The organism is Arthrobacter echini (assembly GCF_004803505.1).
Taxonomy (GTDB): Bacteria; Actinomycetota; Actinomycetes; order Actinomycetales; family Micrococcaceae; genus Arthrobacter_D; species Arthrobacter_D echini.
Map to the genome: position 1 here is coordinate 1 of NZ_SSWH01000035.1, position 1,520 is coordinate 1,520.

Consider the following 1,520-nt stretch of genomic DNA (forward strand, 5'->3'; position numbering starts at 1 on the left):
TGGCCACCACCACCAAAGGAACCCTCACCCTCTACCCCGGAACCGGCATGCCCACCAACCCCGGCTACACCACCCCCAAACCCGCCGGAAAACTCTAACCCCACCACACCAACACCCTTGGCAACCGCTCTACCCGGAGATCACACATGAAGATGTACACCCCCACCGCGCTTCTTTCGGTGGCAGCCCTGGCTGCTGCACTGCTGAGCGGGTCGGCCCCGGCACTTGCAGTGAATGCTCCTGTGGAGGATGCGTCCTCCTCGCGGGTGGAAGGGGTGCCGACTGCTCCGCCCACGCAGCAGTCTCCGTCGGAGCCCGGTGCACTCGATGACACCGCAACCGGGCAACCGTCCCTCCCGCCGCCGGATCCTTCCGGACCCGGCGGCGGAAAGGACGAGACGGAGCCAGTGACGCCCGCCGATCTCTCGCCCGAGGAACTGGCACACAACAGGGAAGCCCTGGCAGAGCTCATCGGTCCGTTGGGAGCGAGCCTCGGGCAGGGCATCGAACGTATCGCCGAGACCGGCGATCCGCAGGTGCCCACGGAGGAGGAGCTGGCGCAGATCGCCGAGGAGGAGACGGCGTCCACCCAGGACGAACCGGTCCCGCTTCCCGATGAAGAACTCGAGGTTGCTCCGGCAGGCTTCGTGCCGGAGCGGAACGAGATCGGTGCTCCTGCGGCCAGCGCAGCTTTCGCACCGATGATCAGCTACTGGAAGCCCGGGGGCATTCTCGGGGTCGACGTCAGCAGCCACCAGGGCAATGTCGATTGGGCTGCTGCATGGCGTCAGGGGTCGCGGTTCGCCTACACGAAGGCGACCGAGGCTCTCGTCTACAAGAACCCCTACTTCGCCAGCCAGTACAACGGCGCCGAGGGTTCCGGTATGACGCGCGGCGCCTATCACTTCGCCATCCCGAATGTCTCCAGTGGCGCGGAACAGGCCGACTACTTCATCCGCAACGGCGGAGGATGGTCCGCCGATGGCAAGACCCTGCCACCCCTGCTGGACGTGGAGTACAACCCCTACCCCGAACTCGGCAATACCTGCTACAACATGAGCCCGGCGCAGATGGTCAACTGGATCAGGGACTTCTCCACCACGATGGTCAAGCGGACCGGCCGAGTGCCGATGATCTACACCACAACCGATTGGTGGAACTACTGCACAGGTAGCAGCACCGCGTTCACCGACCATCCCCTCCACGTCGCGTCCTACAACACCTGCTGCACCGGCGCCCTGCCCGCAGGCTGGCGCACGGACAGCCTGTGGCAGTACACCAGCGAGGGCCCGGTGGTCGGTGACTGGAACCGATGGAACGGAACCGCGGCCGCCTTCGATCGATTCGTGCGGAACGGCAAAGCCCCGGTTGTGCCGAAGCCTCCTGTGGTTCCGAAGCCTGCGCCGAAGCCTCCTGTGGTTCCGAAGCCGGTTCCTGTGGTGCTTGACAGGTCGTTGATGGTCGTCAATGCCGGGGATTTCAACGGTAATGGCACCGATGATCTGATCTCTCGGCGTACC

1 protein-coding gene is annotated in these 1,520 nt (G+C 64.9%); it reads left to right on the forward strand.

The window, feature by feature from the left end; all coding sequences use genetic code 11:
• Nucleotides 1–146: 146 nt before the first annotated feature.
• Nucleotides 147–1,520: lysozyme (locus E8P82_RS15370; RefSeq protein WP_246021473.1), on the forward strand; the 1,374-nt coding region annotated here is incomplete at its 3' end.